The sequence below is a fragment of the Wolbachia endosymbiont (group A) of Pipizella viduata genome, assembly GCF_964028555.1.
Taxonomy (GTDB): Bacteria; Pseudomonadota; Alphaproteobacteria; order Rickettsiales; family Anaplasmataceae; genus Wolbachia.
In genome coordinates, this window is record NZ_OZ034787.1 from 233,070 (window position 1) to 254,945 (window position 21,876).

The 21,876-nt window shown below is 35.1% G+C and carries 21 protein-coding genes and 1 tRNA gene; 15 read left to right on the plus strand and 7 right to left on the minus strand.

Annotated features, from left to right (window positions below; all coding sequences use genetic code 11):
• The first annotated feature begins 650 nt into the window (after positions 1 to 650).
• The 10 genes from ABWU50_RS01150 (at position 651) to dapA (ending at position 9,502) form a co-directional block, all read left to right on the plus strand.
• Positions 651 to 1,388, plus strand: a complete 738-nt coding sequence (locus ABWU50_RS01150) for a hypothetical protein (protein ID WP_353275998.1) — start codon at positions 651 to 653, stop codon at positions 1,386 to 1,388.
• A gap of 175 nt (positions 1,389 to 1,563) precedes the next feature.
• A complete protein-coding gene (gene tsaD / locus ABWU50_RS01155) occupies positions 1,564 to 2,571 on the plus strand; it encodes a tRNA (adenosine(37)-N6)-threonylcarbamoyltransferase complex transferase subunit TsaD (RefSeq protein WP_353275999.1) in 1,008 nt (335 codons plus the stop codon).
• A 313-nt stretch (positions 2,572 to 2,884) separates the two neighbouring features.
• Positions 2,885 to 4,630 (plus strand): type I secretion system permease/ATPase, encoded by a 1,746-nt coding sequence (locus ABWU50_RS01160; RefSeq protein ID WP_353276000.1) that lies wholly within the window; start codon positions 2,885 to 2,887, stop codon positions 4,628 to 4,630.
• Positions 4,623 to 4,748 carry a hypothetical protein gene (locus ABWU50_RS01165; protein ID WP_264687919.1) on the plus strand — a complete coding sequence of 42 codons (126 nt, stop codon included), beginning with the start codon at positions 4,623 to 4,625 and terminating at the stop codon, positions 4,746 to 4,748. Before ABWU50_RS01160 ends, ABWU50_RS01165 begins: the two co-directional genes overlap by 8 nt.
• Positions 4,749 to 4,953: 205 nt before the next feature.
• Entirely contained in the window at positions 4,954 to 6,393 is a 1,440-nt protein-coding gene (locus ABWU50_RS01170) for a hypothetical protein (protein ID WP_353276001.1), read from the plus strand.
• A 4-nt stretch (positions 6,394 to 6,397) separates the two neighbouring features.
• The gene (locus ABWU50_RS01175) at positions 6,398 to 7,006 is read left to right on the plus strand and encodes a hypothetical protein (RefSeq protein WP_353276003.1); all 609 of its coding nucleotides are present in this window, start codon (positions 6,398 to 6,400) and stop codon (positions 7,004 to 7,006) included.
• A 4-nt stretch (positions 7,007 to 7,010) separates the two neighbouring features.
• A complete protein-coding gene (locus ABWU50_RS01180; protein WP_253309204.1) occupies positions 7,011 to 7,826 on the plus strand; it encodes a hypothetical protein in 816 nt (271 codons plus the stop codon).
• Between the two features lie 110 nt (positions 7,827 to 7,936).
• A tRNA-Arg gene (locus ABWU50_RS01185) sits at positions 7,937 to 8,010 on the plus strand.
• 67 nt (positions 8,011 to 8,077) lie between these two features.
• Positions 8,078 to 8,551, plus strand: a complete 474-nt coding sequence (gene ssb, locus ABWU50_RS01190; RefSeq protein ID WP_182159629.1) for a single-stranded DNA-binding protein — start codon at positions 8,078 to 8,080, stop codon at positions 8,549 to 8,551.
• Between the two features lie 9 nt (positions 8,552 to 8,560).
• On the plus strand, positions 8,561 to 9,502 hold the full coding sequence (gene dapA, locus ABWU50_RS01195; RefSeq protein ID WP_410542064.1) for a 4-hydroxy-tetrahydrodipicolinate synthase: 942 nt from the start codon (positions 8,561 to 8,563) through the stop codon (positions 9,500 to 9,502).
• On the opposite strand, the gene ABWU50_RS01200 is transcribed toward dapA, so the two are convergent.
• The 3 genes from ABWU50_RS01200 to ABWU50_RS01210 all read right to left on the minus strand — a co-directional run bounded on the left by ABWU50_RS01200 (position 9,499) and on the right by ABWU50_RS01210 (position 12,409).
• Positions 9,499 to 10,044, minus strand: a complete 546-nt coding sequence (locus ABWU50_RS01200; RefSeq protein WP_353276004.1) for a hypothetical protein — start codon at positions 10,042 to 10,044, stop codon at positions 9,499 to 9,501. The two genes, dapA and ABWU50_RS01200, sit on opposite strands and share 4 nt — an antisense overlap.
• A gap of 216 nt (positions 10,045 to 10,260) precedes the next feature.
• On the minus strand, positions 10,261 to 12,258 hold the full coding sequence (gene ligA / locus ABWU50_RS01205) for an NAD-dependent DNA ligase LigA (protein ID WP_353276005.1): 1,998 nt from the start codon (positions 12,256 to 12,258) through the stop codon (positions 10,261 to 10,263).
• Positions 12,259 to 12,262: 4 nt separating this feature from the next.
• Positions 12,263 to 12,409 carry a hypothetical protein gene (locus ABWU50_RS01210; protein ID WP_264329277.1) on the minus strand — a complete coding sequence of 49 codons (147 nt, stop codon included), beginning with the start codon at positions 12,407 to 12,409 and terminating at the stop codon, positions 12,263 to 12,265.
• A gap of 78 nt (positions 12,410 to 12,487) precedes the next feature.
• Between ABWU50_RS01210 and gltX the strand changes: the two genes are divergently transcribed.
• Positions 12,488 to 13,810, plus strand: a complete 1,323-nt coding sequence (gltX, locus tag ABWU50_RS01215; protein WP_353276006.1) for a glutamate--tRNA ligase — start codon at positions 12,488 to 12,490, stop codon at positions 13,808 to 13,810.
• Between the two features lie 163 nt (positions 13,811 to 13,973).
• Positions 13,974 to 14,864, plus strand: coding sequence for an Rpn family recombination-promoting nuclease/putative transposase (locus tag ABWU50_RS01220; protein WP_353276007.1), 891 nt, complete (start codon positions 13,974 to 13,976; stop codon positions 14,862 to 14,864).
• Here ABWU50_RS01220 and ABWU50_RS01225 read toward each other — a convergent pair.
• Genes ABWU50_RS01225 through ABWU50_RS01235 form a run of 3 tightly spaced genes read right to left on the minus strand, consistent with a single transcriptional unit; the run spans position 14,857 to position 16,638 of the window.
• A complete protein-coding gene (locus tag ABWU50_RS01225) occupies positions 14,857 to 15,252 on the minus strand; it encodes a cytochrome c-type biogenesis protein CcmH (protein ID WP_264735675.1) in 396 nt (131 codons plus the stop codon). The genes ABWU50_RS01220 and ABWU50_RS01225 overlap by 8 nt on opposite strands.
• Positions 15,236 to 16,276 (minus strand): hypothetical protein, encoded by a 1,041-nt coding sequence (locus tag ABWU50_RS01230; protein WP_353276008.1) that lies wholly within the window; start codon positions 16,274 to 16,276, stop codon positions 15,236 to 15,238. The genes ABWU50_RS01225 and ABWU50_RS01230 overlap by 17 nt, the downstream gene beginning before the upstream one ends.
• A gap of 2 nt (positions 16,277 to 16,278) precedes the next feature.
• Complete coding sequence (locus ABWU50_RS01235) at positions 16,279 to 16,638, minus strand: ferredoxin family 2Fe-2S iron-sulfur cluster binding protein (protein ID WP_353276009.1); 360 nt, start codon at positions 16,636 to 16,638, stop codon at positions 16,279 to 16,281.
• Positions 16,639 to 17,775: 1,137 nt separating this feature from the next.
• Here ABWU50_RS01235 and murD point away from each other — a divergent pair.
• The 3 genes from murD (at position 17,776) to ABWU50_RS01250 (ending at position 21,219) form a co-directional block, all read left to right on the plus strand.
• A complete protein-coding gene (gene murD / locus ABWU50_RS01240) occupies positions 17,776 to 19,182 on the plus strand; it encodes a UDP-N-acetylmuramoyl-L-alanine--D-glutamate ligase (RefSeq protein ID WP_353276010.1) in 1,407 nt (468 codons plus the stop codon).
• A gap of 6 nt (positions 19,183 to 19,188) precedes the next feature.
• A complete protein-coding gene (locus tag ABWU50_RS01245; RefSeq protein WP_353276011.1) occupies positions 19,189 to 19,788 on the plus strand; it encodes a COQ9 family protein in 600 nt (199 codons plus the stop codon).
• Between the two features lie 90 nt (positions 19,789 to 19,878).
• Positions 19,879 to 21,219, plus strand: coding sequence for a hypothetical protein (locus tag ABWU50_RS01250; protein ID WP_353276012.1), 1,341 nt, complete (start codon positions 19,879 to 19,881; stop codon positions 21,217 to 21,219).
• On the opposite strand, the gene rsmD is transcribed toward ABWU50_RS01250, so the two are convergent.
• Positions 21,216 to 21,764: a 16S rRNA (guanine(966)-N(2))-methyltransferase RsmD gene (gene rsmD / locus ABWU50_RS01255; RefSeq protein WP_353276013.1), complete on the minus strand. Its 549-nt coding sequence runs from the start codon at positions 21,762 to 21,764 to the stop codon at positions 21,216 to 21,218. The two genes, ABWU50_RS01250 and rsmD, sit on opposite strands and share 4 nt — an antisense overlap.
• Between the last annotated feature and the right edge of the window lie 112 nt (positions 21,765 to 21,876).

Sequence of the window (21,876 nt, forward strand, 5' to 3'; positions counted from 1 at the left end):
AATGCAAAAACTTCCTTGACAAACTCCGCCAGCCCCCTTATCATGAAACTGAAGGTATTCAGTTATCTTCATCTGTGCAGATTAAACAGCAAGAAAACAACGTAGTTGGCGTCTTATTTTTAATTTTTTGCACTATGTGCACCTTATGTCTTCACAATATTTCTAGGTTTTTACCTACACAAGCTGAAACGCGCTTATAAGTCGTTTAAGACAGTATAGTACGCCAATTTGCAGGATTAGAGAGTGACAACTAGCTAACGCGGGGTTTCTTTTGCCTTTTTTTTATTTGGTAAATTTCTTAATGTTTGTAGCTAAAGCAATTTAAGAGACCGAAAATGGTGTCATTCCAGCGCGTGACGCTGGAATCTAGTCTTTATTATGCAGCCACTTATTTAAAGTTAAGTTTTCTGGATCCCAGTGTCTAGGCACTGGGATGACACCTTGACGATTTGAAGAATCGTCATCCCGCTACTTGTTAGCGGGATCTATGCTAAGAGATACCGCGAATGAATCGCGGTATGACGGTTAATTATTCCGTGACGGTATGACGGTTGTCAGTAAACCTGAATTACTTTAGCTATGCAATGAGATTTCCTAAAAAACACTTTATAGCTCTTGAGTATAAAAAAAAATTCCTTTAATAATAAGGCATGCTAATCAGGAATTTAATCAAACAAGCGACTAAAGTAGGAAGCAGTGAAAATGCAATACGATATATTGAGTATCTCTATCAATTTGAGAAGTTTAGAAACACATTAAACCTCACTTTATCACTAATAAAGCAAAATAAGCTTTCGTTTGAAATATACCAAGAGGGATTAGTGGATATGGAAGAAGGGGTGTGTAAGACAATCAGGTCTTCCGGTGTAAATAGGTATGTTATTGTGCTGAGAAGGTCAAATCCATACATTATAGTGCATGAACTTTCACATATGGTTGAAAATGAGCTTAACTTGAGCCTAGAGCAGGAATTTCTCCATAAGGTTTACCAGGATATTGAGCAGAATTTAAGGCAAGCAAATGTTCTTGTGCAGAAAATTATTAGCCAAGTTATATTTAAGGAGATACAAGCTTATCAAACTGCAAAGTCACGCGCATCTGAATTGTTTGCACGCTATTTTGAGCTATTTGCTTGGGCACAAGAGGTTTATCCTAAGGATAAAGAATACTTAATTCGCACTCAAGATTTAAACAAAGTGTTCCTTGCTACTGATCAATGGAAAAAGAGCTGCCTGGATCCACAAATGATGGATAGAATAGATAAGGAAATCAAGGAATACAGCAATAAAACCGCCACTAAAGACGTAACCAAAGTGCAAAGCAGTTGGACTAATAAATTTTCTCCTGGGGGCAAAAAAATTAGCTCTATATTTGGAGATGACAATTAGCTTAGTATAGCTATTGCAGGTTTTCCTACGTCATACCGCCGCGGTGCTAACACGTAGCGGAATGACGGTTGTCGGTAAATCTTTTAGCTATAGAAGTTAACTTTGCAGTTAACTTTGCAGTTAACTTCTACAGCGTTTCAAGGTATAGTTTTTATAATAAAGTGCTCGAATATACATGAAAACCATTTTAGCTGTTGAAACAAGCTGCGATGAAACTGCAGTAGCGATTGTAAATAGTGACAAGCAAGTCCTTGCTCACGAAATTCTCTCCCAAGCAGAGCACAAAAAACGCGGTGGGGTGATCCCTGAAATAGCCTCACGTGCTCATATGGAGCATTTAAGTGGTCTAATAAAAAGCGCCGTGGAAAAATCTAACCTTAACTTTTGTGATCTCAATGCAATTGCAGCAACATCAGGACCAGGACTCATAGGTGGATTAATAGTTGGTACAATGATGGCTAAAGCAATTGCACATGTAGCACAAAAACCGTTCATTGCAGTGAATCACTTAGAAGCGCATGCATTAGTTATTAGGTTACTGCATGAGGTGAAATTTCCGTTTTTAGTCCTACTAATATCAGGTGGTCACTGTCAATTTTTAATTGCACAGGATGTAGGTAAATATATTAAACTCGGGGAGAAACTTGATGACTCGTTAGGAGAAGCATTTGATAAAGTTGCTAAGATGCTGGGTTTAAGCTATCCCGGAGGGCCATTAATTGAAAAGTTAGCTAAAAAAGGCAATGGTGCAAGATTTAAACTGCCAAGGGCGATGATAAAACGTTCTGGATGTAACTTTTCGTTTTCTGGAATCAAGACAGCAGTAAAAAACTTAGTGCAGAAACTCGAAATGAGCGAGCAAGATGTGTGTGATGTGTGTGCTTCGTTTCAAGAGTGTATTAGTGACATACTGCTGGACAGGGTTAGTAATGCGATTATTATGGCCGAATCTTTAAATATCAAAATCAATGACTTTGTGATTACCGGCGGAGTTGCAGCAAATAATTTTTTGAGAGAAAAACTGAAAGAACACATAAACTTAAACATATTTTTCCCCCCTAATAATCTATGTACAGACAATGCAGTAATGGTTGGATGGGCAGGAATTGAAAGGTTAAAGAAGAATTATATAGATCCACTTAATTTTGCACCAAGACCTAAGTGGGAGTTAGAAAGTTATTAAAAACTCTCAATTCTGAATTATAGCTAAAGTGACTTAGGTTTACCGACGATTTGAAAAACGACAAATTCGTCATTCCGCTACTCGTTAGCGGAATCTATGCCGAGATACCGCGAATGAATCGCGGTATGACGTAGGGAAAACCTTAGCTATAGGCAATGAAGGAAATATTAACTATACTTCTTTTTACCATTGTTTATATTTCCTATTCACATATATTAATATTTTACTCACTTAAAGTAAGCTAACTGCCGTTATTAATATTTTTGTAATAAAAATTGTATATGGTGCATGTAATTAAATTAAGAGGAAGATTGTGGAAATTACGCCATCAATAAAAAAAGAATTGAAGCAAAGTACTCTATATATTTGCCTAGAAAAATGCAAAAGTGCATTTTGGTTTATCTTTTGGTTTAGTGCGGGAATCAATTTATTAATGTTATTTCTACCACTTTATACCTCTCAAGTGCTTGATCGGGTGATATCAAGCGAAAGTGTATCAACACTAACTATGCTGACAATTATCACTTTATCTGCATTTGCATGTTCTGCAATGCTTGAAACTTGTCGATATTTAGCCATGGCAAAAATAGGTGATTGGATCGATAAAACTGCAACACCAGATCTGATAGTAAGGTCAATCAGGCTAACGTCAGTGCAGAGCTCAACTTCAAGTGGTGAAGCAATACGAGATCTCGGGGTAATAAAAAATTTCATTACAGGAAATGGTATATTCTCACTGTTTGATACTCCATGGTCGTTAATTTACCTTGTTGTGATTTTCATGATACACACCTCCACGGGGTTTATAGCTATTGCTGGAATCATTATATTAGTCTCTATGGCAATATGGAATGAACTTGCCACTAAACGAATATTACAAGAAACTAACGAAGAAACTATACGGAATATCAATGCTATAGATGTTGCAACAAGAAATGCAGAAGTAGTTGAAGCTATGGGCATGTCAGAATTCATAGTCTCTGATTGGTGTAAACGAAATGATCAGAATCGAGCAATGCAAATTAAAGCACAAAATCGCTCTAATGTAATTACTGGAATCACTAAGTTTTTGCGCTCAACTCTGCAAATATCAGTAATTGGAACAGGTGCATTACTTGCAATTACAGCTCATAAAACTGCTGGTAGCATCATCGCTGCTTCAATTTTAATGGGTAGAGTATTAGCACCATTTGACGCTGCGGTTCATACTTGGAAGTTTTTAAATCAGGCTAGAATGTCATATGGAAGGCTACAAAGACTTATATTAACATCGCCAAAAAGAGAGCAAACGATGGCTCTACCAGAACCTGAAGGAAAATTGGAATTTGATAGAGTATTTTTTACTCCTTATGGAAGCAATAAGCCAACAGTAAAAGGAATATCATTTATTATAGAACCAGGGGACGTAGTAGGTGTGATTGGTGCAAGTGCTTCTGGTAAATCCACTATCGCAAAACTAACTGTTGGTGTATGGAAGCCAATATCTGGTGTAGTCAGACTAGATGGCGCTGATGTATATACTTGGAATCGAGAAAATTTTGGTAATTATGTTGGCTACTTACCTCAAGATATTGAGTTATTTAACACTAGTGTCAAAGCTAATATTGCTCGCATGAGACCAGATCCAAATCCTGAAGAAATAATCAAAGCAGCAAAAATTGCAGGAATACATGAACTAATACTAAGCTTACCAAATGGATATGATACAACAATAGGAGGTCCTGGAGGAGTAACGCTCTCTGGCGGCCAAAAACAGCTTCTTGGACTTGCCAGAGCTTTTTATGGTCACACAAAACTTTTAGTACTTGATGAACCAAACGCTAACTTAGATAGCAATGGAGAGGCATGCTTAATTAATGCAATTGGCATTGCAAGAAAGCAAAATACTACTACTGTTATCATCACTCACAAGCTACCGTTATTGTCCGTAGTTGATAAGGTGATCCTCATGTCAGATGGTGTCATTTACGCTATGGGACCAAAAGATGAGATTTTGAGCAAATTAGTTGTTCCATCATCAAATACCACAGAAGATGAGCGCTCTTCAGCAAATGGTTAGTTTACTTACACTAAATTCTGTATCTGAAATAACAACTGTTCCAGTATTACTAGAAATGTTTACCATTAGAAATAATATTACAAGAATAGTAAATAGATTAATAACTCCTATTAATTAAAGTTAATCGGCAGATAGTGTATATTTCTAATTAATGAGTTTTCTTAATTTATTAATTAAATAGCTTAATATTAGTAGTAATTTTATAAAAAAATTATAATATAAATAATGTTGCTGCGAAAATTTATAACAATATTTCCCTCTAACGTTTAATGAATTTCAATAAATTGCCTTTTTAATTCTAGATAAGTATATGCTTTGTTAATATGTTTAGTTCAAAATCCAAAAGTAAGTTTATGCTTTCTATTGGAGAAGAAGGCATAATGTTACTATATTTTAAAAATAATACTTTAAATAAAAGGTATTTTGTTAAGGGCAAAAACGATAAAGCAGTTTCCGATTTAATTTCATGTCTTTCATCAGACAAAAAAGCACCTTTATACCTGGTGCTTAATCATGCAGATCAAAATTACTCGCTACAGTTTATTACAAGGGCAAACAAGATTAGTGCCTATCTATCAGCAAAAACAAAGATGGAGCATTTTTCTCGTAGTAATGACATAAGTTCAGTTTTTTTGGTTGAGAAGCCAAACAAATTCAATCAAAACTGGTGCTATCTTCTTGTTTCATCAAAAGCAAAGCATTTAGTAGAATATTGGTTGAATGTGTTTATTGAGATAGGCTCCAACTTTAAGGGAATATTAATGTTTCCTATAGAAATAAGTAATATAACAAAAAAGATTCTACATAAAGATCCCAATAATTGGAAAATTATAGTTGCTGCAACTAAAACGGGAGGCTATAGACAAGTGGTTCTTAAAGAGAATAAAATGATATTTACGCGTTTAGTACCATTTACTAATGATAATTTACCAGGAATTATTGCTGGTGGAATATATCAGGAAGTGCAAGATACTATTCGATCCTTAACTAAGTTTGGGTTTGAAAAAAATAACCCTATCGACCTTTGCATCATAGTGTCAGAAGATATTAAAGCTAGTTTATCAGTCATAAATTTTTCAGAGAACAGTGTGAACATATTAACTCCATATGAGTTAGGCAAACTATTAGGAGCAGAACTAGCTATAAGTGAAAAAGATAACTTTTGCGATACCATAATTTTGTTTCATAGCTTTAAGAATAAATTAGCAGCTATTTTTAATACAAAGGAAACTAAAGAATTTTATCTATTCAATTATCTTTATTTAAACTCTCCTCAAATTTTTCTATACTTCGCTTTGGTTTTAGTTATAATTAACGCCCTTTGTTTGCTAAATTTGTATTCAAACTTCAGTGTCGCTGATAATTTATCCGCAAAGCAGAGCACCTTAAATAACCAATTAACAAAACTTAGCCAAAGCTATAATGTAAAAAAAATAGATGAAATTTATGATTTTATTAATATCAATAATATTTTATCAAAAATAGAATACTCTCCTCTTACACAAGTTAAGTATGTAGAAAAGTTAAAAGTACCAGGTATAGAGCTTCGATCATTTGAATGGAATTATAATGAGGCAAAAAGTTATATTACCACAACTTTAAGGTTTAATTTTCGATCCGGTAAAAATATTTCCTATCAATACGAGAAACTACGAAAAAATTTAAACGATAATTTTCGTACCTATGACATTAATATTTCTAACTTACCTGCTGCTAAAGGGCAAAATCTATCTATTGATGTTAAAATAGGAGAGGCAATGTAGATTAATGACTATCTCTCAATTAAAAAGAAAAGCTACAATTCAGTTTATATCGTATTTGTTATTATCTGTTGGATTAATAGGGTTATTAACATATGTTATTATCTATAACGAAAAGGTTTATAATAAAAACCAAATTGCGATTGATAAAATACGTTCTATTAATTTACAGATTACTGGAATTCAAAAAAAGGAAGTTGTTCTAAATAAAAACCTAGATTTATGGAAAAAAATTTCTTCTTCAAATTTACACAGTAGCAGATACATTGCAAATTTAAGTTTCGAGCTTAGCAGATTATATAAAAAGTACTATATATTAGAACCTGAAATATCAATTTCTATACCCGAAGAAGTTGAGCTCCACAACAAAAGTGAACGCACAAAAGTAATAAAAAGTGAAGTGGTCCTAAATTTAAGTTCAATCAGCGATAAGCATATTTTTTTATTTCTACAGTCTATTCCAAATCTGCCCGGTTATGTTATGATCAAATCTCTTATTTTAAACAAGCAGAGAAATATTGATGCTGCAACTATGAATCAAATTTTGAATGGTAATATGATAGAGATAGTGAGAGTTAATATAGTCTTTGATTGGTATACTATATTAAGTAGATAAGGTGATGAACATAAAGCTGTTTTTTATTTTTACGCTACTCATTTCCAATGTTAATGCATATTGCAGTTGTGAAGATATCATAGAAAGCATAGAAATTTGTAAGGAGTATTCTTGCCGACAATATATTGGCAATGAAGATTTTATTGAGCATAAAATATTAGGATTAAATAGTGGAAATTTATGCGTATATATAGAAAAACAAGGTGATGATGAAATGGTTTGTCATCATTCTCAGTATGGAATGATGATAGAAAAAAGATATTTTGAAAGTATTCTTAAAGTTGGCAATCAAGAAATCGATGATTTTATTGATATAGCAAATTTGCGTGCAAAAGAGTGTTTCTTTATTAACAATCAAAAACTAAGCTATACAGATCGGGACGATATAATAAGAGAAGCAGTGGAAAGTGACTTTGACGTTTTGTCACAATATAGTAACGTAAAAAGCATTTTTTTTGATGAAGAGCCAGTTAATAGAATGGTCAATGAAATGGAAAAGTTCAATTTACGGTCTTCAAGAGCTGCAAAAGAGGAGGTATCAGATAATTTCAACTGTAAGGTAGTGAGTTTAGACTCAATTTTATATCTTTCTTCCGATACATGGAAAATATGGGTAAATGGAAAGCTGTTTATAAATACTAAGGACTTAAAGGTGCACTCAGTCACTGAAAATTGTGTGACTTTTGTATGGGCCGTAGATCAAAAAGCAATAAAAAAGCATGCGAATGATTCTCAAAATGTATATCTTGGACATGGGAGTGTTATGTTTACGCTTTATCCAAAACAAAAATTTGACTTGGATAGCTTATCTATTAAATAATTTAGTATATAGCCAAAGTGGCTTAGGTTTACCGACAATTTGAAAAACCGTCATCCCGCTGCTCGTTAGCGGGATCTCAACATAGATACCGCGGGTGGGTAGCTATATATGCGCTTGTAGCTCAGTTGGATAGAGCGTTGCCCTCCGGAGGCAAAGGCCGTGGGTTCGAATCCCTCCAAGCGCACTTTTAATTAAATTTGACAATAGTACTTTCACATAAGATAATAAAGGGATTTATTTAGAGCATAATTATGTCTGGTGGTACCATAAACAAAGTCATATTAGTTGGTAATTTAGGAAAAGATCCTGAAATTAGGACTACACAAAATGGAAAAGAGATGGCAAGTTTTTCAATAGCCACGTCTGAAAGTTGGACTGACAAACTTTCCGGTATGCGCTCTGAAAAGACAGAATGGCATAATATTGTAATTTTTAGTGAAGGATTAGTAAAAATCGTCAAAGATTTTGCATGCAAAGGCAGTAAAGTTTATGTTGAAGGTTCTTTGAGAACTAGAAAATGGACTGACCAAAACGGTAGTGAAAGATACACAACAGAGGTGGTTCTATATAATTTTAATAGCGCTCTTACTCTCCTCGATTCACGACCAAATTCCGATTACAAGCCGAGTGAATACAAGCAAAATGAAACAGAACAAAAAAATAAGCACGAAAGTTTTGACAACGATATAAAAGATGAACTAATCGATGATGAAATACCATTTTAACAATTTAAATTGAAATCTACATTTTTATGGACTGCTTGTGTTACTCCTTTTAATTGCAATGGGGATAGCATAGATTATAGCAGTTTGCAGCGTTTACTTACAATACAAGCTGAAGCTGAAAATGGTGTAGTGTTGCTAGGTAGCACAGGTGAAAGCTTATCGCTTACTGATTCTGAAAAGCGTACATTAGTTGAATTTTTATGTAAGCTAAAATTAAATACGAAAATTATAATTGGTGTACCAGGAGTGAATCTATATCAAACTCTTGAATGGCTTGATTTTTGCAAGGGTATGCCTATTCATGGCTATCTAATGACAACTCCCATTTATGCAAAGCCCGGAATTATGGGGCAGACTTTATGGTTTGAAAAGCTACTTGAAAAAGCACATGTGCCGGCTATGTTTTACAATATTCCATCGAGAGCAGGAGTGAGTCTTCACGCCGAAACTGTACGCAACTTATCCAGCCACGAAAAATTTTGGGCTATCAAAGATTCAAGTGGCACCGTTGATACTTTAGCTCAGTATAAGAAAGTTGCTCCAAATATTGAGGTCTTTTGCGGAGATGATAATATGATATCTGATATGGCCGCTTATGGTGCGGCTGGTCTGGTTTCCGTTGCTTCCAATGTTTGGCCACGCATAGCGCGTGAATACGTTAAGCAATGTCTGAACGACGAACTCTCTTCACTGTCATTCCAGCGCGTGACGCTGGAATCCAGAAGGAAACCTGCTCAAATGACAGGAAATGACATGAAAAGTTCAACAGATATCTGGCAACAAGCTTGCAAAGCTCTATTTATTGCCAGCAACCCAATACCCACTAAAGCGCTATTACATGATATTGGGCTTATAGAACACAAAACTGTCCGCCTACCACTCAGCACAGAAGACTTGCCATCTGTTGAAGCATTAAGGCAAGTAAATGCTTGGATGGAGAGGATTGACTAATGGCTAGGGCCAGGAACATGACCTGCACTAGCACCATCAACTTTCACACCGCTGTCAACCGAGCCACTTAGTGGTGTTGGTGGAGAAGAAGAGCGTTCAGTTATTGCACTAAAAAGTGACATAATAACTTTGCATGCTACTGCAGCTAAGACGGCTATAGCTAGGGGCGATTCAAGGCCAAGGGCAGCTAAACCTGCTCCAACTCCAAAAGAAACAACAGCCCCTACTATAAGAGGTAAAACACACTTACTCAATTTATCAAACAATTCAGCTTTTTCATTTATCTTTTTTTGGTCATATATATTACCGTATATTTTATCGAGAGAGCTTCTATCTATAAGCAATAAAATGCCAACAAGCGTACACGCAACTAGCGGGAGCATAGAGCCAATCATCCCCCCTGCGATCAAAGGCGGTAAACTAGGATAATATTTAAGAGCTGTGATACTAGCTATAAGCCCTACAGACCCTATGGCTATTGCTGCATATGATGCAAACTTTTTTAGGTTTACCGACGATTTGAAAAACGACAAATTCATCATTCCGCTACTAGTTAGCGGAATCTATGCCGAGATACTGCGAATAAATCGCGGTATGATGTGTTGCTTGGGTCAGCTATAGGACCTGTACCAGCACCATGACCTTACCCAGAAAAAATGGAGAGAAAGAAAGGAGTTTTTTTGTGGTAATCCAATCAATCCAATTAACAGCTTGCTCATTATAGTCTTGCAACTTTGATTTAATATACAATCCAAGTGTCATTTGAACACTCCCGAACTTATCACTTTATGCCACTGGTCTTCATCTAAAATTTCTACACCTAATTCCACTGCCTTTTTATATTTGGATCCTGGTTTTTCTCCTGCAATTAGGTAGTCAGTTTTAGCAGAAAGATGTGAGCTGACCTTTGCTCCTAGAGTTTTGGCTCTTACTTTTGCCTCTCCTCTACTCATAGCAAGTAGCTTACCAGTAAACACTATAATTTTATTATTTAAAACAGAGTCACTAGAGTTGGAGCTCACAGGAAGAATGTGAAGACAAGCAGTAAGATCATTTAACATTTTGATGTTATGTTCCTTAGAAAAAAATGATTCCAAAGATTTAGCCCCTTTTTTTCCTATGCCGTCTATACCGACTAGCTCAGTATTATCTGATGACAGTTCAATCATCGAATTATACCAATTATCATAAGAAACATAATAATCTGCAAGCAATTCTGCTGCAACTTGGCCAATAAATCTAATACCTAAAGAAAATATAAACCTATCTAGAGTTATTACCCTTCTGCTTTGTATAGAATTTAACAAATTAGCTATAGATTTCTCGCCCCAGCCAGACTGTCCTTCCAAATTAAATTCATCCAACTTTTCTTCTAAAGTAAAAATATCATGGATTTGTTTTATCAGATCAAGGTCGTAAAAAAACTCTATCTGCTTATCACCAAGGCCAACAATGTCAAATGCATCTTTCGATACAAAATGCTTTAGTTTTTCTATTATTTGAGCTTTACAGGCAAATTCCTCAGGACATCTTACTGCCGCCTCTCCCTCAACCTGACGTACTTTACTACCACATTCAGGGCATACTCCAGGAAACACAAATTCAGGTGTATTTGGAAGACGAGAATCTCTGTTCACTTCAATGATCTGGGGGATTACATCTCCTGCCCTTTTGATTGTTACAATATCTCCCTCTCTTATGTCTTTACGTTTTATCTCATCTTGGTTATGCAGACTTGCTCTACTAACTAGCACCCCACCAATATTGACTGGCACTAAATCTGCAACTGGAGTTAAAACCCCTGTTCTGCCCACCTGTATAAATATCTTATTTAACTTTGTTTTTGCATAAACCGCAGAAAACTTGTATGCAAGTGCTGAGCGCGGTGCTTTGTGAGTATTCCCTAGACGATTTTGTAGTACCAAATCATTTACTTTATAGACTATTCCATCAATATCATAATCCAAGTTATAGCGACAATTATAGACCTCGTTATAGAACTTCAGCATTCCATCCAAACTACTCGTTAAGGACTGATGCTCATTTACGCAAAAACCAAGTGCCTCAAGCTTATTTAGTATTTCACTTTGACTTTTCTCTGCTCCACCAATCAAAGAATAAGCAAAATATCTAAGTGGTCTACTTGCTGTAATGTTTGCATCCAATTGCTTTAGAGAACCAGCAGCTGCATTTCGAGGATTGGCAAATTCATCGTTTTCATTTAACTTTAAAAAGTCGCTGTTACTGATGTATATTTCACCTCTTACTTCTAGTCTTCCTTGCACACCTTGCAAAAACTTAGGAAAGCCTTTTATTGTTGCAACATTGTGAGTGACATCTTCCCCTAAAAAACCGTCACCTCGAGTTGCAGCTTTAACAAATCTCCCATCCTCATAAATTGCAGAAAACGACAACCCATCAATTTTTGGCTCACATAATATCTCTATTTTGTCCTCAATTAAAAACCTCTTTATTTTAGACAAAAATTTCTCTACATCTTGTTCGTCATAAGCATTCTCAAGAGAAAGCATAGGTTCTTGATGTTCCACCTTAGAAAACCTCTCATCAGGTGGAGCACCAACACTATCTTGTGTTGCATAAATTTCTGGAAATTGTGCCTCTATTTCAGCTAACTTTTTCTTCAGTTCATCATATTCAGCATCACTTATTTCTGGCTTATTTTTTTGGTGATACAAAACATTATAATAATTTATTTGATCTTGCAGTTTTTCTCTCATCTTTTCTAAGTTAGTCATGATATCAATATAATGCTACATTAGCCTTTGTCGTCAAGTTGTGAATTTTCTTGAATTTATCATATGGTCTTAATCCATCAAATATCAAAGGTGCCACAATGCTATAGCCATACTTATTCTTCTCTTGCTCAATTGTATTAGCAGATCTCACTTGCTTTAGCCGTATATTTATATAAAATTAAAATAAATTAGAGTAAATAAGTTATTATTTTACAATATTGCTATTTAAATGTTAACAAGATTCGCTCCAAGCCCAACTGGCTATCTCCACGTAGGAAACGTACGGACTGCTTTGGTTTGTTGGATGTACACACGCAATCAAAATGGAAAATTTTTACTCCGTTTTGATGATACTGACCTTCAGCGTTCAGATGTCAAATATATAAATAATGTCATAGAAGACCTAAAATGGATTGGTATCGATTGGGATGCAAGTTTTAAGCAATCAGAGCGCTTTGAGCGCTATAACGAGGTGTTCTTGCAGTTAATAAAAGAAGGGCATATTTATGCATGCTATGAAACAAGAGAAGAGTTAGAAATTAAACGAAAGTTGCAATTAAAACAAGGACTTCCTCCTGTTTATGACAGAAGTGCATTGCTTCTAACTGAGCAAGAGAAAATCCATTATGAGCAAGAAGGACGAAGACCACATTTCAGGTTTAGATTGGATAGAAATGAAGTTGTTAAATGGAATGATGAAGTTAAAGGTGAAATAAATATTGCAACAAGTCACATCAGCGATCCTGTGGTAAAAAGAGAAGATGGAATTTATACATACATGCTACCTTCTGTTATTGATGACGTTGACTTTAATGTAACCCATGTTGTACGTGGGGAAGATCATGTAACTAATACCGCAGTTCAGATCCAAATGATTAAAGCATTAAAAGCGAAAATCCCTATATTTACTCACCTTTCTCTACTACATTTTGATGATAGCAAGATATCGAAACGGAAAGGCGGGCTGGATATCAAGTCCATAAGAGAAGATGAGACTGAACCAATGGCGCTAACTAGCTATTTAGCAAAACTTGGAACATCTGATCCGATAGAAGCTCATGTTGACATACAGTCTTTAATTGACTCATTTGATATTAAAAAATTTAGCTCAGCATCTGCACAATTCAGCTTGAGTGAAGTATACAAGCTAAATAGCAAAGTGCTGCAACAAATGTCATTTGAAATTGTACAAGAACGTTTAAATCAAATTGGAGTGGGCTCCTCAGAGTTTTGGTATTTTATAAGGAACAATATAGAAAGGTTTTCTGAGGTGGCCAAGTGGTGGAAAATATGCAAATCTGATATAGAGCCTGTGATTCTTGATAAGGAGCTTATAAAAATTGCGTTCAATGCATTGCCTCAAGGCGATTGTAACGAAAATACATTATCAGGGTGGGTAAAAGCTATTCGACAGACAGTGGATATAAAGGCAAAAGACTTATTTATGCAGTTGCGTTCAGCTTTAACAGGAACAGAAACAGGACCAGAGCTCGCTAAATTATTAATTTTTATCGGCAAAGAAAATATCATTGCAAGGTTAAAAAAAAAGTGAAAATCAAAAAATTATATAGTAACCAGACTGCATTCTGTGAAAAACACGATCTTTCATTTGAGCTTTCTTCAATTTAAAGTAAATACAGAAACTAGCTATCTTCAAAAATATAGTTGAATAATTGTTAATAATAGTGTATAATTATTAATATTTTCCAAGCATTATGGCTCTTTCAAAATTTCTCGATCCTCGCAATGATTTGTGTTTCAAAAAAATCTTTGGAACGGAAAAAAATAAGAATATCCTTATTCACTTTTTGAACGATATTTTAGGATTTGCTGAGGCAAGTGCAATACAAGAAGTAGAATTCTTAAGTACTATCATGGATCCCGAAATTGCCTCTGATAAACAAAGTATTGTTGATGTTCTCTGCAAGGATTCTATTGGTAATAGGTTTGTGATTGAGATGCAACTGGCTCGTGATAAAGGTTTTGAGAAACGCGCTCAACTATATGCTGCTAAGGCTTACTCAAGACAATTAGATAAATCTGGCAACTACATTGATTTAAAGAAAGTCTTCTTTATTGCTATTTCCAATTGTAACTTACTTCCTGAAGAAGTTGGTTATATCTCTACTCATAATATACGTGATATAAAAACCAACGGCCATTACTTAAAAGATTTTCAATTTGTCTTTATTGAGTTACCTAAATTTACAAAAAGCAAAGTAGAACAGCTAGAAAGCATAGTAGATCGTTGGCTATTTTTCTTTAAATATGCTGAAGAAACGACAGATGAAGATCTAAAGAAAATTGCAGAAAAGGCACCAATAATAAAGCTAGCATATGATGAGTTAGATAAGTTTCGTTGGAACGAAAAAGATTTAGTAGCTTACGAAGAAAGAATAATGGATCTACGCAAAGAAGAAGCCATTCTTGAATACAGACTTGATCTTGCTGAAGAGAAAGGTATAGAAAAAGGTATAGAGAAAGGAAAGATTGAAGTCGCAAAAGCAATGCTGGCTAATAATGTTGATGTCAACACTATTGTCAAGTTTACTGGCCTTTCTATTAGTGAGATTGAAGAATTAAGTGTGAACGGTTACATTACATAAAAGGTTTAAATATACTGGACATACTGATATACTTTCGTATTAAAAAACACCCAATAAGCAGAGTTGTGAGTGGAATAAACCACAAAATGTAAGTGCTAGGTGGGGTAGTTATAATTGAATTGCCGTAAGAATTTTTTAACTCTGAGATTATCTCTTCATCTGTGTATCCATCATTGATTTTTTTACGAATTGCTTCTCGCATATCATACGCAATCTGAGATCCAGATTCAGACAATGATTCGCCAGAACATATTGGACACCTTATTATTTCAAATAAACTGGTTGCTCGTTTTTCCATGCTTTTATCTCTGAGTTTATTATCCAGAGTAAAAGCGTTTACGCCTGAGTGAAATATCAATATGAAAAGTAAACTAACTACTGCTCTCATCCTTGGTTAATTGGGTTATTTTACTGAGTTGGTTCATAAAATCAGTGGTGGATAACTTTCCAATAAAGCTTGACCCTACATCATCATCGTACTTTATTGAAAATTGAACGCTGTCATCAGTTGTTTTTTCTGATAAGGAAGACATTAATTTTTCAAACGCATCTGAAGTTTTTGAGTCACCAATCATAAACGAGATTAATTCTTTATAATTTGATATAGCCACGTTGATTTTGTCTTTAAATGAAGACGTAACCAAATTATAATTTTGCATTCCACCATCTGCAGCAAGAGAAAAATTATTACTTTGAATTAAAAATTTCTCTATGTTGAAATTAACTCTGGAAGCTGAGATGTGGTTTACAAATTCGTAATCAAATTTAGTGTCGATACTAAGGTAACTTTCAGGACTTGCAGTATTTTTATACCGATAAGTATAAAAATCAAATCCTAGTTTAGTATTTCCACTTGGTTCTTTATCGAGGTGAAATTGAATGTAATTGCTTTTATCATTCACTTCAGTTATAACACTTTGCTGATTTTCTGAAACATCACATTTTAATCCATAATCTGCGTAACGAAGTGTATCTATATAGTCTATCACGGTACTATTTGTGTTGAATCGCAATGAAGATGGTAAATCATTTAGTCTAACAACAAAGTGGCTGCTATCGTTTGTGTGGCATTTTATATTCTTTTTCTCATCACCATGAACAACAATGTTGACTTCATTGCTTGGTATGTAGATATATACTGATTTATCAAACAATCTATTTTTTATCAATAAAGCATCAGATGAGATGGTTAATTGCTTATTGGAAAATTTTGGGTTTGTCACACGGAAAATTAGGTTAGAAGGAAGTCCACTGAAATCATGTGAAATATCAAACTTTTCGTTGTTAATGTATAGTATTGCTTCAGCTAAAAGATTTTTTACCTTACATGCGGAAAAATACCAAAAACCACCATACGCTACAGGAATAAACAAAAGTAAAGAGATGATAATATAGATAAAAATCTTACGCATAGCTAATCATTCCCCTGTTTATCCAATGATATATTTCTTGTACCCCTTGGTATGGTTACACACAAACCGTCGATATCTTTTGTGATTTTTATTTGGCACCCAAGTCTTGATGTCTCTGTTAAGCCGAAGGCTAGATCTAACATATCGTTTTCCTCATCAGATATGGGATTATGCGTTTCTACAGCATCATAAAATTCTGGATCAACAATCACGTGGCATGTAGAACAAGCAAGAGAGCCTTCACATGCACCTTCAAGCAGATCTGGATCACTTCTGTGGGCTAAATTAAGCAGAGTTTCTCCCTCTGCAGCTTCATAGCTTTTCTTACTCCCATCAGGTAAAACAAAAGTAACAGATGGCATATTATTCCTATTAAAATCCTTACTAATTTCTCTGTATTCTACAGGTAATAACTAATATTTGCAAACTCTTTGCAATTCCAGTGCCTATTTTTTGTCATCCAAGTACCCCTTTCTTGTCATTCAAGTAGCTGACTACTTGGATCCAGATTGGATACTGAGTTGGTGAGTATAAAAGTATAGCTTCTACGTCATACCGCCACGAACCGTCATACCGTGATTTATTCACGGTATCTCATCCGCTAACACGCAGCAGGATGACGAGGTTATCGTCATGCTGCCGCGAACCGTCATACCGCCGCAGACCGTCATACCGCCGCGGTATCTCTAGATCCCGCTAACAAGTAGCGGGATGACGAATTACTTAACCGTCATACCGTGATTTATTCACGGTATCTCACATAGATCCCGCTAACAAGCAGCGGGATGACGAGGTTATCGTCATGTCACCACGAACCTTCATACCGCCGCAGACCGTCATACCGCCGCGGTATCTCTAGATCCCGCTAACAAGCAGCGGGATGACGGTTGTCATGGTGTCATGAAAGTAGCTGACACTGGTTTCCATCCAAGAGGGTGTCATCCCAGTGCCCTGACTACTTGGATCCAGAAAACTTAACTCTACACCAAGTGAATGTACAATAAGAACTAGATTCCAGACTGAAATGACAAGTTCTCGGCAACCCCTACGTCATACCGCCGCGGTATCTCATCCGCTAACACGTAGCGGGATGACGGTAAACCTAGATTACTTTAGCCATGAATATTTAAGAAATTTACCAAGCGAAAAAAAGGCAAAAGAAGACCCGAGTAGCGAGTTTTGACTCTATATTACTGTAAGTGGCGCTGTAATAATGTGCTGACGCTTAGTTTAAGCGCGATTTGGCTGAATGTAGAAAAAATTTAAAAGACATGCAGCCGCTATAATTTTATGTAATCCGCCAATAAATACCTGAGTTTTTTTACTGAATTTTGTTGTTGAGCCCGCGCGGATCAAAAACAAGTTTTGAGTCATAAATACCCTTAATACTACAATAAGGGGGCTGGCGGAGTTTGTCAAGGAAGTTTTTTCGTTTCTACTGAATGACAGTTGTGACCTATGCAAGAAGTCTGTTGTAGTTTGTACGATATCTTTATAAAATGGTTCGCATAAGTTATCTAGCAGTGCAACTAAACAAATACAAAAATCAAAACGTCGCGGTTTTTGGTCTTGGTAAAACTGGTTTATCCGCCATTAACGCTCTGATAAAGAGTGGTGCAAGAATATATGCATGGGATGATCATGAAGAGCAAATAGCAAATGCAAAAATGATGTATAAAAAATGTAATTTTATTCATCCCAAGGAATACAATTGGCATGAGATCAGTGCATTGGTTTTAAGCCCTGGAGTGCCAACAGAGCCACATTGGATAGTAAAACTTGCAAGGAGATTTGATTGCAAAATAAAATCAGACATTGAGCTATTTCTTGAAGCTAAAACTACAAACCAGAAGGTAATAGGCATCACAGGAACAAATGGTAAATCAACCACTACATCACTAATAGGGCACATATTAAAATCTGCAGGGAAAAGAGTAGCTATTGGCGGAAATTTAGGCGTTCCTGTTTTGGATCTAGAAAGAGATGCAGAAATTTATGTAATTGAATTTTCCTCTTTTCAATTGGAGTTGATGAATGAAATTAACGTGGACATTTCAGCACTGCTCAATATTACACCAGATCACATAGATAGGCATGGAAGTATGGAGAACTACATAGCAACTAAATTAAAACTGATAAACGGTAGTGAGGTTGCCGTAATAGGATGTGACAATGAGATTACTGCTGACATATTCAACAAATTCACTGGAAACAAAATTCCAATCTCAGCTTCGATGTCATCCTCTTTGTCATTCCAGCCACTTCTTTTGTCATCCCAGTGCTTGGCTACTCGGATCCAGAAGATCTCGTTAAAACTAGAGAATCATAGCTTATCAGTAAGCGACGTGAAAATAAACCTAATATCCAATGCAGAAAACATATCAGCCGCATATGCCGTATGTAAGCTACTTGGAGTAGATAGCAACACTATTATCAATGGAATCAAGTCCTTTTCAGGACTGAGGCATAGGAATGAACTGCTTGGCAAAATAAGAAATGTGTTTTTCGTGAACGATAGCAAAGCAACTAATGCAAAGTCGAGCGAAAAGGCGATCTTATCTTATGAAAACATAAATTGGATCGTTGGTGGAAGAAGCAAAAAAGGTGGAATAGAATCATTAAGCAAGCATTTCACGAGGATTAGAAAAGCTTTTCTTATTGGGGAATCAACCGAAGCCTTTGCAAACACTATGGAGAATAAAGTAGATTATGTTAGATGTTGCAATCTAGAAGATGCATTCAGATTGGCTTTTGAAGAGGCCTTAAATAGCGCAGAAGAAGTAACTATATTACTTTCTCCCGCGTGTGCTTCTTTTGATCAATGGAAAAATTTCGAGGAACGTGGTGAAGCATTTTGTAGAATGTTTGAAAATCTCAGGTACAATCACACATGCTGTTTAGTATAATGTTGCGTGGAACAAGATGAAATAAAGTTAATAATAGATAAGCTAATTAGGGTTATTCCATTTGAAGGGATAAGCGATGAAACCCTATTAAAAATTTGCACAGACCTTAATCTAGCTAATAGCTTTTGCAAATTTCAGAATGGAATATATAGCGCTTTGGAGCACATAGCAGAGGACTTAAATAGCTCAATGGAAGCTGAACTAAGAAATTCCAATTTAGAAGATATGAAAGTGCGAGAGCGGGTAAAGTTAGCTATTCAAATACGCCTTTCAAACTACGCTAAGCTACCGAATTATAGAGAACTTTTAAAAAATGTTTTATCATTCTCTGTATCACCAAAAAATACATATTTTTCTAGTAAACTTTTATACAGAACTATTAGCACGATTTGGTATGGCATTCATGATCAATTAACAGATTTTAACTACTATACAAAAAGAGCAATATTAGCTGGAGTGTACTTAAGTACGATACTTTTTTTTATCAATGATTATTCAGAAGATTTTGCGGATACTTTATCGTTTCTTGATAACCGTATCAACAATGTCATGACATTTCAAAAATTCAAAACTCGCTTAAAAGGAATCATAGGAAATTTCTTATAAGCTTTTCATCATACTGGTTATTCATATTTATATTCTCTTGTTTTTTTTTGATCTTTATGTTAAAATAACTAAATATTCATTAACGATAAAATGAAAGTTATTTATCATACCAATAGTGATATCAAGCCAGAAAAAAATACAAAACACGTGATAAACTTTTTTGGAGTACTTGGGTGTATTAAGGTTAATGCACTTGGTAAAGGTGCACCTAATGGGCAAGAAAGTAAGTTAGTTAAGCATTATTTTGACTATCCCTATTTCTCTAGAATTGTTAATCCAAGATTCTTTCAAGAAGAATTAAATGCTGAAGAAAAAAAATTCAATAGGAGAATAATCTCACTATGGTTATGTTCTGCTATATTTTCCACTGCTTCTATTGTGTCGTTATACTTGGCATACCAGAATCAAAAATCAAAAAAGGTACTTACAGGGTTAGCTTTTGCATCAGTAGTGCTATCAATTTTGGCTACCATATGTTTTATCGTACTTTGCCTATGGATGCTTTTTGACTTTATTAAGAAGAGATTTGTAGTACACAGAATTAAAAGCTTTTTGGAAAATGAAGTCAGCCCTGAGTGGATAAAGCGTTATAAAAAAGAACTTATAGATAAAGATTCGAAAAGAGATGCAGAAGCTTGTGATCAAGAGTTGGAAAAAGATATAGAGGATATTATAGAGTTCCTCTTGGAAAGAAAGAAAATTGTAGCGCTATATGAATTTCTAACAAACGGTGAAAAGTTAGTTCAAGCTGGAATGGCAATGGTAAACATGTTACTTGTAAAAGGTGTGCATCCAAACAATATAATTTTGGATACTAACTCTCTTGGAGGAGGAATTGCAGCAGAAGTTTTAAAAAGATTTGAAAAACAAGGTATCTATTTAACATTAATTCATAGTAATTCTTATAGCTCACTTAAGGATGCAACTAATAACTTTCCTCATGGGGTAGGGGATTTTTTCATGAGACGGCTTCCTGCAAAATTCTTGAATTTTTGGTTTAATCGTTGCGGATTAGAATTTAATTCACGAGAGATTATAGAGAATACAAAATGTCCTGTATTGATTGTTGGTAGAAAAGGTGATACTGTAATTCCACAGGAAGCACAACTCGTCGGTAAACTTGACGATGATCAATCCACTAGCAAAACGTTCAGACAAAATATAGTGCTTGAACATGATCCTACAATACCTTGCGAGAGTAAGAATATTCATGCTGATCACAAAGAACATTTGATTTACCGTCAGGATAACGTTAATGCAACAAGATACGAAGAAAAGGAGAAGCAGTTTATCGAAAAAGCACATAAATATTTGTTGGAAGGTGAATTTAATGGAAATTTTAAGCTAAAAGACTACTGTAAAAGTAGTATCTCCGGAAGCTTGACGAAAATAGAACTGAAACCCATCAATGAAGAGTATATGCAAGTTTAAGTTAATAGAGAAAGAAAAATTATTCTTGCTATACCGTAGGTACGTTCCAAGATTATACTGAAGTTTTTATTGCACTCAAAACCTTCGTTTTTCCTAATCTCTAGAATTATCAATGCATCATCACTTAACCAGCCTGAGTGAGCTAGTCCATTCAACATTGATTCAACTAGATTGCTATTGTAAGGTGGGTCTATAAAAACTACATCGCACTTTGAAATAGGTTGTGGCAATTTGTTAGCACTGCAACAAATTAGCGTGACATTGTTCGTAATTCCAAAATCTTCTGCTGTTTTTTTAGGCAGTTGCAAATTGTAATAATCTGAATCCACCATGAATGCATGTTTAGCGCCGCGAGAAAGTGCTTCAAATGAAAAAGAGCCACTTCCGCAGAATAAATCAAGTACATTCAAGTTATAAATAGGTTTTCTTGAGGAAAGTATACTAAATATTGCTTCTCGGACAACACTCATAGTTGGCCGTGCAGCTAAATGCTTACCTGTAGTTATTTTTCTTCCGCGATATTTGCCTGCAATGATGCGTAGCATACTAAATAAGCTCCAAAATAACTAATTATTTAATACTATATGATTAATGTCAATATGGCTTTAGCAGTTTAATAGAGAGAAGCTATCGAGTCGCTTGTAAGAAAAACACAAA

What these genes read in the sequence shown, in the direction of transcription:
- ABWU50_RS01165 (WP_264687919.1), top strand. Translation starts at nt 4,623, where the DNA reads ATGGTTAGTTTACTTACACTAAATTCTGTATCTGAAATAACAACTGTT.
- gltX (WP_353276006.1), top strand. Translation starts at nt 12,488, where the DNA reads ATGTTAACAAGATTCGCTCCAAGCCCAACTGGCTATCTCCACGTAGGA.
- ligA (WP_353276005.1), bottom strand. Translation starts at nt 12,258, where the DNA reads ATGACTAACTTAGAAAAGATGAGAGAAAAACTGCAAGATCAAATAAAT.
- ABWU50_RS01175 (WP_353276003.1), top strand. Translation starts at nt 6,398, where the DNA reads ATGACTATCTCTCAATTAAAAAGAAAAGCTACAATTCAGTTTATATCG.
- ABWU50_RS01180 (WP_253309204.1), top strand. Translation starts at nt 7,011, where the DNA reads ATGAACATAAAGCTGTTTTTTATTTTTACGCTACTCATTTCCAATGTT.
- ABWU50_RS01250 (WP_353276012.1), top strand. Translation starts at nt 19,879, where the DNA reads ATGAAAGTTATTTATCATACCAATAGTGATATCAAGCCAGAAAAAAAT.
- ABWU50_RS01170 (WP_353276001.1), top strand. Translation starts at nt 4,954, where the DNA reads ATGTTTAGTTCAAAATCCAAAAGTAAGTTTATGCTTTCTATTGGAGAA.
- ABWU50_RS01225 (WP_264735675.1), bottom strand. Translation starts at nt 15,252, where the DNA reads ATGAGAGCAGTAGTTAGTTTACTTTTCATATTGATATTTCACTCAGGC.
- ABWU50_RS01150 (WP_353275998.1), top strand. Translation starts at nt 651, where the DNA reads ATGCTAATCAGGAATTTAATCAAACAAGCGACTAAAGTAGGAAGCAGT.
- murD (WP_353276010.1), top strand. Translation starts at nt 17,776, where the DNA reads ATGGTTCGCATAAGTTATCTAGCAGTGCAACTAAACAAATACAAAAAT.
- tsaD (WP_353275999.1), top strand. Translation starts at nt 1,564, where the DNA reads ATGAAAACCATTTTAGCTGTTGAAACAAGCTGCGATGAAACTGCAGTA.
- ABWU50_RS01235 (WP_353276009.1), bottom strand. Translation starts at nt 16,638, where the DNA reads ATGCCATCTGTTACTTTTGTTTTACCTGATGGGAGTAAGAAAAGCTAT.
- ABWU50_RS01200 (WP_353276004.1), bottom strand. Translation starts at nt 10,044, where the DNA reads ATGATGAATTTGTCGTTTTTCAAATCGTCGGTAAACCTAAAAAAGTTT.
- ABWU50_RS01230 (WP_353276008.1), bottom strand. Translation starts at nt 16,276, where the DNA reads ATGCGTAAGATTTTTATCTATATTATCATCTCTTTACTTTTGTTTATT.
- ssb (WP_182159629.1), top strand. Translation starts at nt 8,078, where the DNA reads ATGTCTGGTGGTACCATAAACAAAGTCATATTAGTTGGTAATTTAGGA.
- ABWU50_RS01220 (WP_353276007.1), top strand. Translation starts at nt 13,974, where the DNA reads ATGGCTCTTTCAAAATTTCTCGATCCTCGCAATGATTTGTGTTTCAAA.
- rsmD (WP_353276013.1), bottom strand. Translation starts at nt 21,764, where the DNA reads ATGCTACGCATCATTGCAGGCAAATATCGCGGAAGAAAAATAACTACA.